This is a genomic window from Pseudomonas agronomica (genome assembly GCF_025917275.1).
Lineage (GTDB): Bacteria > Pseudomonadota > Gammaproteobacteria > Pseudomonadales > Pseudomonadaceae > Aquipseudomonas > Aquipseudomonas agronomica.
Genome location: NZ_JAOSHO010000245.1, coordinates 1 through 7556, shown reverse-complemented (window position 1 = coordinate 7556; position 7556 = coordinate 1). Strand labels below are relative to the sequence as shown.

The following is a 7556-nucleotide window of genomic DNA, read 5'->3' as shown; positions in this document are numbered from 1 at the left end:
TGCGGTCGCCTGGGCAGCGAATCAGCTCACTCCTTGACGCTCATGTATTCCTCGGCCCAACGAATATATTCCTCGGGCTGGGTGTAGGTGTGGGTCAGTTCGGTGGCGTTCAGGTCTGATGCCTGGGTGAAGATCTGGCGCTGCTCGCGCAGGCTGTCATAGGTGGCCTTGATCGCGGCGAAATAGGCGCCATGGCCATCGATCGTGACGCGCACACCCAGTTCGGCCAGGCGTTTATCGTCCCGTAGCAATGGATTGCCGTAGGTCACGAGCATCAAGGGGACGCTCAGGTTTTCGCTGATCTGCTCCAGATGCTCGAAATCTTGCACGCCCACCATGCAGATGCCGTCCGCGCCGGCCCGCTCGTATTGCCGGGTGCGGCTGATGATTTCCTGGACCGGCAGGATCCCGGCATTGGTGCGGGCAACGATCGCCATTTCAGAATCGACCCGTGCCTCCAATGCCGCGCGAATCTTGCCGACGCCTTCGGCCACGCTGATCAGGTCGGTGGATTTGCGGCCAAACTGGGCTGGCAGCAAGGTGTCTTCGATAGTCAGCGCAGCCACGCCAGCGCGCTCGAGTTCGATGATGGTACGCATCACGTTCAGTGCATTGCCGTAGCCATGGTCGGCGTCGGCAATGAACGGCAATTGGGCCACGCGGCCAATCCGGGTCGCCTGCTCGGCAAACTCACTGAGGGTGATCAACGCAAAGTCCGGCGCGCCCAATACCTGCAACGACGCCACCGAGCCTCCCAGGATGCCGACTTCGAAACCCAGGTCGGCGGCGATGCGCGCCGACATCGGATCAAACACCGAGGCGGTGTGATAGCAGGTCTTGGAAGCCAGCAATTGACGAAAATTGCGACGCAAATCTTGATGGGAGAGCCTGGACATATGAATTCCACCAATGGAATGGAAAGGCTTGAGCAAAAATGTCAACGCCGAAAGATCCAAAGGCTACCACGTGGCAAGCGCAGAGATGATGACGAATGCGTATGGGCGATGCCGTTATGGCATCAGGCCAGAGCCCGCCGGCTGGAAAGCCCATAACCGGGGACACAGGGCTTACGCTGCCACCGTTTGTTGTCCCTGCTTGGGCAATGCCACGGCGCGTACGGTGTCACCCGGCTGCACTTGCAGGCGTTTGGCGGTGAGGCGGTCAACGAGCAGGCTATGGCCGTGTTGATGGGCGCGGGCACTGGTAACGCGGCAGTTTTCCAGGCGTCGGTTATGAATCAGCCAGATCGGGGCCTGTTCGTCCGGTGTACCGATCGCCAGCGTCAGCGGCTGGCTGTCGCGCACGCTACGGATCTTCGCCAGCGGCGCCTCGACCACCGGACCACCGTCGAAAATATCAATGTATCCCTTATGGGCGAAACCTTCGGCACTGAGGATTTTCAAGGCCGGTTCAGTATTGGGGTGAGCCTTGCCGATCACGGCTTGGGCTTGCTCGGTGAGCAGGCAGGTATACAGCGGCTGACGCGGCATCAACTCGGCGATAAATGATTTGTTGCCCATGCCGGACAGCTGGTCGGCGTAGCTGAAGTCCTTCTGGAAGAAGTGCCTTCCCAGGCTATCCCAAAAAGGCGAGCGGCCCTGTGCATCGGCGTGGCCGCGCAGTTCGGCAATCAGTTTTTCACCAAACAGCGTTGGGAACTCGGCAACGAACAGCAGGCGCGCCAAGGACAGCAGGCGGCCGTTATGGCCGCGACGCTGCTCGGGACGCAGGAATAAAGAGCAGATTTCCGATTGACCGGTCATTTCATTATTGAGGAATAACGTCGGGATCTGCCGCTGGATGCCCAGTTCAGGCGCCGAGCTGACCGTGACACCGACGCGATAGTTGTACCAGGGTTCGCGAACCCCGACGGCCCCGGTCAGCGCACTGATGCCCACCACTTGCCGATCATCGTCCTCGAGCACGAACAGGTAGTCGGCGTCAGCCCGTTCGACCTGTCCGGCGAAGGTGCGCTGGGCCCAGCGCACCCGATGCGCCAGGCGTTCCTCGTTGGCCGGCAGGCTGGTGAAGCCCGGGCCGGCGCAGCGGGCCAGGTCCAATAATGCAGGCAGGTCGGTCAGGGCGACGGGGCGGACGATCATGAAGCGCCTCCTTCGTCATGCCTGGCTCGGTGTCGAGGGGCAGCATGCAATCCGATCGCTGTCATAGGCTCACCACCCGAATCTGCTCACCCTCGGTGACTCCCAGCGCCGCCAGCATGTCAGGGTGCAGTGCCACCGGGCCCTCGTCGCTGACGTCCAGGTCCGCGATGAGGGCCCGATAATCTGCGAGGCCGTCGTTGCTTACCAGATACCGCCCACGGGCATCGATTACTTGGCTTTGCCGGGTGATGACCGAGCGACTTTGGACGATCGAGCGAATGTTCGTGATCCGACCGTGCAACGTCGGCCCACCGTCGAAAAGGTCCACATAGCTGTTGGTTTCGAAACCCTCGCGCTCGAGTATGTCGAACGCTTCCTGGCCGTCAGGGTGCACCCGGCCGATGCAGGCCTGGGCCGCCTCCGGCAGCATCGGCACATAGATTGGATACTGCGGCATCAATTCAGCGAGAAAGCTGCGGCTCTGCAGGCCGCACAGGCGTTCGGCTTCGGTGTAGGGCAGGTCGAAAAAATGCTGGCCGACGGCGTCCCAGAATGGCGAACGCCCGTCCTCGCTGCTGAAACCGACGATTTCGGTGATAACTGATTCGGCAAAGCGCCGGGGGTGGGCACCGATGAACATCAGCCGCGCCCGGGACAGCAACTCCGATTCCGGGGTCCGCACACGGGTAGCATCGATGTGAAAACCGCGCAGCAATGTCTGGCCGCTGAGGTCCTGGCACAACGACAGCGCCGGTACGCCGTGGTGGATGTTCAGTTCCCGGGACTCGCTGGAAAATGGCCGATGGCGCAAGCTGAAGAACGGTTCGTTGCAACCGGTGCTGGCGATAATCTCCGAGCACCCCACCAAGTGGCCGGACGCGAGGTTCTGCAAGACGAAGAAATAGTTCTCCCCGCCCGGGGCCTGCACATCGGCTTCGAACGAGGCGCACGAGCCGAGAATCTTCTCCCGCAGGCGGTCGGTGTCGTCTGGGAGCGAAGTGACGCCCACCAGGCTGTCACGGGCCAGTTGCTGCAGTTGTGGCAAATCGGATAACTGAACTGGACGTAAGGCCAGCATGGATTGCACTCCTGTTCCAGAGAACCCGATGACCTGCACCGGGCTTGACGATCACTGTCGATGTCCACGCGTTGAAGCTGAAAATTGAAACTAATTACCGTCGCGTCATAGCAGCGGTGCGAGATAGGCGCTCCAGGTCCGTATCGATTCGGGACTGCGCAGCAGGTCATTGCGCACTTCGATCAGCACCGAATCGAGGCCGCGGCCGTCGCCGTGTACCGGTACCGTCATGTCACTCAAGGGGCTGACTTTATAGGGCTGGTTACCGGCGGCCCGCAGCGAATGTCTTCCCAACCCTTCGACGATGCGCTGGGCATATTCCCCGGCTTCGCCAAACAGCACACCTGCCTCGAGGGCTCGCGGCTGGCCGTAGAACACCGGTGTGAAACTGTGGATGCCTACCACTCGAACGGTCCGCTTATCGGCCAGGCGCTGGTCGATCAACCTGCGCAGTTGATCATGGAATGGATGGTAGAGGCACTGTTGGCGGTATTCGCGCGTGGCGTCGTCCAGGGACTGGTTGCCAGGGATCTGGTAGATCTCACTTTGGGCCGGAATGCTGTCGGCGACGTGGAGTGGACGATTCAGATCGATCAAAAGCCGTGAGTAATTGGCTGACAGCAAGGTTGCGCCGAGGGTTTCGGACAGCCGTTCAGCCAAGGCAAGGGCACCGATGTCCCAGGCAATGTGTTCCTGGGCGGCGGTTTCATCCAGGCCGAGGTCATTCAGCGCGCTTGGGATGAAGCGGCTGGCATGTTCGCAAACCAGCAGCAACGGATGATCGGAGTCTTCCCGCAGCAATCGGAAGGCAGGCTTGGTGTACAGACCCGCCTCAGCACATTCAATGGATTCACGCATAGTGTTTACAAGGCTCGGCAAATGACAGCTTCTGGGTCGAGGCCAATTCCCGGGCGTCCAAGGCGAAACAGGTTCCAGCCAACAGGCCGGGCAAGGCGCCGAGTACAGCCCAACCGCGTGGCGGTCGCATGACCTGGCGTTCCGATGGCGTCAAAACCAGGCACGGATCGGTGATCGGGTCTCTGGAGAGAGGCATCCGTGCTCCTTGCCTGGATGAGTGTCGATTCTTTCGTAGCTCTTAAAATAGTATTTGGGCAGCAGGTGCCACGTGTCCAGAGGTTTTTACGTTCCGTTTAAAAAGCCAGAAAATATCTACAGAAGCCTTGTAGGACAAGGGTTTGGCTGGGGCTCCGTCGTATGTCAGGCATAGCTTTTTTCAGTGTCGGAAATTACGCCTTTTTGTCTCGGTTATTTGATTTCATATAAGGTGCTGTACAAGAAAATCTGGGATTGTTCCTGCCATGACTTCTCCGGAAACCGAGTATCCCGCGTGCAAGCCACTCGCCTGACCCTGATGTGCCATGGCCGCACCGCCGCCCAGAAAGCAGTGCGTTTCGGCTTGGATGAACCCCTGGATGCCGACTGGCTGGCGAAGCGTCCCGGCATCGGACGCGAATATCGGAACGTCCGCCGTCTGCTATGCGGGCCGGAGCTGCGCACCCGCCAGACCGCCGCGCTGCTGGGTCACGAGCCGCAGCCGATCCAAGCCCTGGCCGATTGCGATTTTGGCCAGTGGCGCGGACTGTCGGTTGATGAATTGCTCAAGACCCAGCCGCAATTGCTTCAAGCCTGGCGCGACGACCCGGATGCCGCGCCCCATGGTGGTGAGTCGGTCTCCCGGCTGTGCCGCCGCGTCGGCGATTGGCTGGCAACCCTGGAGAACATACCGGGCCATTACCTGGCGGTGACCCATCCGTTTGTTATCCGTGCTGCGCTGGTGAACGTGCTGGGTTGTCCCATGGCCACGCTCAATCGGATCGACATCGAACCGCTGGGCGTCGTCGACCTGCGCTTCAATGAAATCTGGAGATTGCGCATACCGGAGCCCGCGTAAATGAAGAAATTGTCCGTGATAGGCATCGGCGCCGGCGATCCGGATCACCTGACGATGCAAGCGGTGAAGACCTTGAACCAGGTGGATGTGTTTTTTCTCATGGACAAGGGGCCCGCCAAGGAGACGCTGCTGGATCTGCGCCGCGAAATCTGTCAACGCTACATCATCGGTCGTACGTACCGTTTCGTCGAAGCCTACAGTCCGGAGCGCCAACGCGACGACACGGACTACACAGCAAGCGTCGAAGCATTGAACCGTGCGAAGCAGACCACCTTCGAAAGGTTGATCAATGAAGAGTTATCTGACGGGCAGCACGGCGGTTTCCTGGTGTGGGGGGATCCGTCGTTGTACGACAGCACCTTGCGCATCCTGCAGGCGATCCTCGACGCGGGACGCTGTGCCTTCGAATTCGATGTGATCCCCGGCATCACCAGCGTCCAGGCCCTTGCGGCGAAACATAAAGTACCGTTGAACACGATTGGCGGTTCGCTGGAAATCACCACCGGACGTCGGTTGGCGGCGGGGCAGGTGGGCGACGCGTCCAGCGTCGTGGTGATGCTTGATGCCGGGGATGCCTACCAGTGCGTGAGCGATCCTGATACGCGGATCTACTGGGGCGCCTATGTGGGGACGCCAGATGAACGGCTGATCGCCGGGCGGTTGGGAGACGTGGCCGACGACATCGAACGCACGCGCAAGGCGGCGCGAAAAGAGCATGGCTGGATCATGGACACATACCTGTTGCGCCGGCCCTGATCGCAGACTCGACCCAACCGTGGCGAGGGAGCTTGCTCCCGCTGGGTTGCGCAGCAACCCCGACATCTGACAGTCATACGCTTAATCTTGCGCCTGCTTCGCAGTCGAGCGGGAGCAAGCTCCCTCGCCACAAAGGTATGGCCTTGGACGCGGCGCATCTTCAGCCTCGGCCAAACCGCTCCCGATACACCGACGGCGCCACGCCTACCACGCTGCGGAACGCTACGCGAAAACTGTCCACCGAACGATAGCCACACAGCTGGGCGATGTTGTCGGTGTTGTCTGCGGTGCTTTCCAACAGTTCCCGGGCCCGGGCCAAGCGTTCATGTTGCAGCCAGGCCTTGGGCGATACACCGCAGGCTTGGGTGAAACGGCGCAGGAAGGTCCGTTCGCTCATCGCCGCGCGGCTCGCCAGTTCGCGCACGCCCAGCGGTTCGTGGAGGTTCTCGCGGGCCCACTGCATGACACTGGACAAATCACCGCGCGGCGTGCGGCTGACCGGCGAGGGGATGAATTGTGCCTGGCCACCGGTGCGTTGTGTCGGCATGACCAGTCGTCGCGCCACGGCATTGGCAACCTGGGCACCGAAATCCCGGGCCACCAGGTGCAGGCACGCATCGATGCCCGCGGCGCTGCCGGCGGAAGTGATCAGTTGGCCCGAGTCGACATAGAGCACATCCGGGTCGACACGAATGGCGGGATAGCCTTGCGCCAGTTCGTCGGTGTAGCGCCAGTGCGTCGTCGCTGCCAAGCCATCAAGCAGTCCAGTGGCCGCCAGGACGAACGCCCCGGAGCAGATCGACAGCAAGCGGGCGCCGCGGGCGTGGGCACGGCGCAGGGCGAGGAGCAGGGCGTCGGAGGGCGGTTCGCTGCGGCTGCGCCAGCCCGGCACGATGATGGTCCGGGCGGTGTCGAGCAGCTCCATGCCGCCATCGGCCAGGACCTGGAAGCCGCCCATGGCGCGCATCGGGCCGTCGTCGACGGCGACGATGCGGTGTTCATACCAAGGGAAATCGAACTCGGGCCGTGCCAGTCCGAAGATTTCCACGGCAACACCGAATTCGAATGTGCACAAGCCGTCATACGCGAGGATCGCGACCAGGCCGGGAGCAGGCTGCATTTGGCGGAAAATTCCCACAGAGTGTCTTGTGCGCCACTGTAGCGGTTAGCGTCGGGGGGATAAAGTCTGTTCCAGTCTTCATCTGTCCCGGAGTAACCACGCATGACCAGTCTTGTTCGCGAAGTGCCTGCCGCCCCATCCGACCTCGCCCTGCAGCATTTCGGTCGTCGCCTGATGTTCGAAACCGATTGTTCCGACGTGCATGCCAGCCAAGAGGCCGGCACCGTCGACTTTGTGCTGGTGGACGTGCGCGGACCGCTGGCCTACGAACGCGGACATGTGCCCGGGGCGATCAACCTTCCGACCCGGACCCTCACCGCCGAGGCGTTGGCGGCCTACGCCAAGACCACACTGTTCGTGGTGTACTGTGCTGGCCCGCATTGCAACGGTGCGAACAAGGCGGCGGTGCGCCTGGCAACGCTGGGTTATCCGGTCAAGGAAATGATCGGCGGTGTCATGGGCTGGCTCGATGAGGGTTTTCGCCTGACCGGTTCCGTGGAGCGTGTCGCGGAAAAGGCGATCAGCTGCGATTGCTGAAAGCTTGCTCCCGCTGGGCCGTGGGCCGTGTAGGAGCTGGCGAAGCCTGCG

The 7556-nt window shown here is 61.4% G+C and carries 9 protein-coding genes; 3 read left to right on the top strand and 6 right to left on the bottom strand.

The features are described 5' to 3' along the window. Positions 1–26 precede the first annotated feature (26 nt). The 5 genes from OC610_RS17055 to OC610_RS17035 form a co-directional block, all read right to left on the bottom strand. Positions 27–896 (bottom strand): isocitrate lyase/PEP mutase family protein, encoded by an 870-nt coding sequence (locus OC610_RS17055; protein ID WP_264429258.1) that lies wholly within the window; start codon positions 894–896, stop codon positions 27–29. A gap of 171 nt (positions 897–1067) precedes the next feature. Next, complete coding sequence (astA, locus tag OC610_RS17050; RefSeq protein WP_264429257.1) at positions 1068–2102, bottom strand: arginine N-succinyltransferase; 1035 nt, start codon at positions 2100–2102, stop codon at positions 1068–1070. 61 nt (positions 2103–2163) lie between these two features. After that, a complete protein-coding gene (locus OC610_RS17045; protein WP_264429256.1) occupies positions 2164–3180 on the bottom strand; it encodes an arginine N-succinyltransferase in 1017 nt (338 codons plus the stop codon). Between the two features lie 105 nt (positions 3181–3285). After that, a complete protein-coding gene (locus OC610_RS17040) occupies positions 3286–4038 on the bottom strand; it encodes an N-formylglutamate amidohydrolase (RefSeq protein ID WP_264429254.1) in 753 nt (250 codons plus the stop codon). Beyond that, positions 4031–4234 carry a hypothetical protein gene (locus OC610_RS17035; protein WP_264429252.1) on the bottom strand — a complete coding sequence of 68 codons (204 nt, stop codon included), beginning with the start codon at positions 4232–4234 and terminating at the stop codon, positions 4031–4033. The genes OC610_RS17040 and OC610_RS17035 overlap by 8 nt, the downstream gene beginning before the upstream one ends. Positions 4235–4528: 294 nt before the next feature. On the opposite strand from OC610_RS17035, the gene OC610_RS17030 reads away from it, so the two are divergent. Both OC610_RS17030 and cobF read left to right on the top strand, forming a co-directional pair. Beyond that, on the top strand, positions 4529–5092 hold the full coding sequence (locus OC610_RS17030) for a histidine phosphatase family protein (protein WP_264429251.1): 564 nt from the start codon (positions 4529–4531) through the stop codon (positions 5090–5092). Continuing rightward, the gene (cobF, locus tag OC610_RS17025; RefSeq protein ID WP_264429248.1) at positions 5093–5848 is read left to right on the top strand and encodes a precorrin-6A synthase (deacetylating); all 756 of its coding nucleotides are present in this window, start codon (positions 5093–5095) and stop codon (positions 5846–5848) included. A 160-nt stretch (positions 5849–6008) separates the two neighbouring features. On the opposite strand, the gene ftrA is transcribed toward cobF, so the two are convergent. Then, the gene (gene ftrA / locus OC610_RS17020) at positions 6009–6968 is read right to left on the bottom strand and encodes a transcriptional regulator FtrA (protein ID WP_264429246.1); all 960 of its coding nucleotides are present in this window, start codon (positions 6966–6968) and stop codon (positions 6009–6011) included. A gap of 102 nt (positions 6969–7070) precedes the next feature. Between ftrA and OC610_RS17015 the strand changes: the two genes are divergently transcribed. Continuing rightward, positions 7071–7505 carry a rhodanese-like domain-containing protein gene (locus tag OC610_RS17015; protein ID WP_264429244.1) on the top strand — a complete coding sequence of 145 codons (435 nt, stop codon included), beginning with the start codon at positions 7071–7073 and terminating at the stop codon, positions 7503–7505. Positions 7506–7556: the final 51 nt, after the last annotated feature.

What these genes read in the sequence shown, in the direction of transcription:
- OC610_RS17055 (WP_264429258.1), bottom strand. Translation starts at nt 896, where the DNA reads ATGTCCAGGCTCTCCCATCAAGATTTGCGTCGCAATTTTCGTCAATTG.
- astA (WP_264429257.1), bottom strand. Translation starts at nt 2,102, where the DNA reads ATGATCGTCCGCCCCGTCGCCCTGACCGACCTGCCTGCATTATTGGAC.
- OC610_RS17045 (WP_264429256.1), bottom strand. Translation starts at nt 3,180, where the DNA reads ATGCTGGCCTTACGTCCAGTTCAGTTATCCGATTTGCCACAACTGCAG.
- OC610_RS17040 (WP_264429254.1), bottom strand. Translation starts at nt 4,038, where the DNA reads ATGCGTGAATCCATTGAATGTGCTGAGGCGGGTCTGTACACCAAGCCT.
- OC610_RS17035 (WP_264429252.1), bottom strand. Translation starts at nt 4,234, where the DNA reads ATGCCTCTCTCCAGAGACCCGATCACCGATCCGTGCCTGGTTTTGACG.
- cobF (WP_264429248.1), top strand. Translation starts at nt 5,093, where the DNA reads ATGAAGAAATTGTCCGTGATAGGCATCGGCGCCGGCGATCCGGATCAC.
- ftrA (WP_264429246.1), bottom strand. Translation starts at nt 6,968, where the DNA reads ATGCAGCCTGCTCCCGGCCTGGTCGCGATCCTCGCGTATGACGGCTTG.
- OC610_RS17015 (WP_264429244.1), top strand. Translation starts at nt 7,071, where the DNA reads ATGACCAGTCTTGTTCGCGAAGTGCCTGCCGCCCCATCCGACCTCGCC.